The organism is Massilia sp. DJPM01 (assembly GCF_030348125.1).
Classification (GTDB): domain Bacteria; phylum Pseudomonadota; class Gammaproteobacteria; order Burkholderiales; family Burkholderiaceae_D; genus Telluria_A; species Telluria_A frigida.
In genome coordinates, this window is the sequence record NZ_JAQOZV010000203.1 from 1 (window position 1) to 782 (window position 782).

Annotated in this window: 1 protein-coding gene; it reads right to left on the reverse strand. The window is 49.4% G+C overall.

The genetic code is table 11. The features are described from left to right. Positions 1-383 precede the first annotated feature (383 nt). A partial coding sequence (locus PO883_RS34670; RefSeq protein WP_289313830.1) for an RHS repeat-associated core domain-containing protein occupies positions 384-782 on the reverse strand: 399 nt, incomplete at its 5' end.

Here is a 782-nt window from a genome sequence, read left to right on the forward strand (position 1 = left end):
ATAAGGGACATGGTAGCCAGTGCGCAAAAATATCACTGGCGGCGCAGCTCACAATTGAAATGTCAAGCTATTTATCGCATTTTCAGCATATTTTCGAGGAAATTCCTTAACTTGGGAGGATTGCCTTCAAGCCCGATAGGATCGCTTTGGATATAACGCTCAGTTTGTAGGTCGTAGTCGCGATAGTAGTTGCAGTACAGACAATAAGCTATTTTCGCTTTCTCCACTGCAGCAACCATACAAATATCCCTGCGAACGCACCCGCAAGCATTTCACCCTGCGTCACCTGACGCCCCAGACTTCTCGACACTAACAAGTCAAGTAAAATCACGGCCCCATACGCCAACAGCATTTTCCACCATGTCATACAAGTTCCTAAGTTGTTACTTGGCTGTGCGACAGTCGCACTTTTCCTTATTGTGTAGTCCACCTGTTGTAAGACCACCTAAGTAACCGCCTACTCCTGCAGCCAAGCCTTGCACAGTAGCCTCGGTAGCACCTAACCGAAGCGCCGCCGCCCCACCTAACCCCAGTCCCGGGACAGCACCAAGGGCACTGCCCACGAGAGTACTTGCTCCGACTTCGCCCCAGTCAACTTTCGTCAAGTCTGGCGAACACTGATGAGAGAGCTGCCAGAACAGATCAAAAGCAAAACCACCAATGGCACCGACGACGATAGTCCCAAAGCGTCCATCCTTATCGATAGCTGAAACGGGATTCCCATTAACATATGCGTATGTGTTGATGCCGCCATTTAATCCAATCGGATCGCTTTGTATATA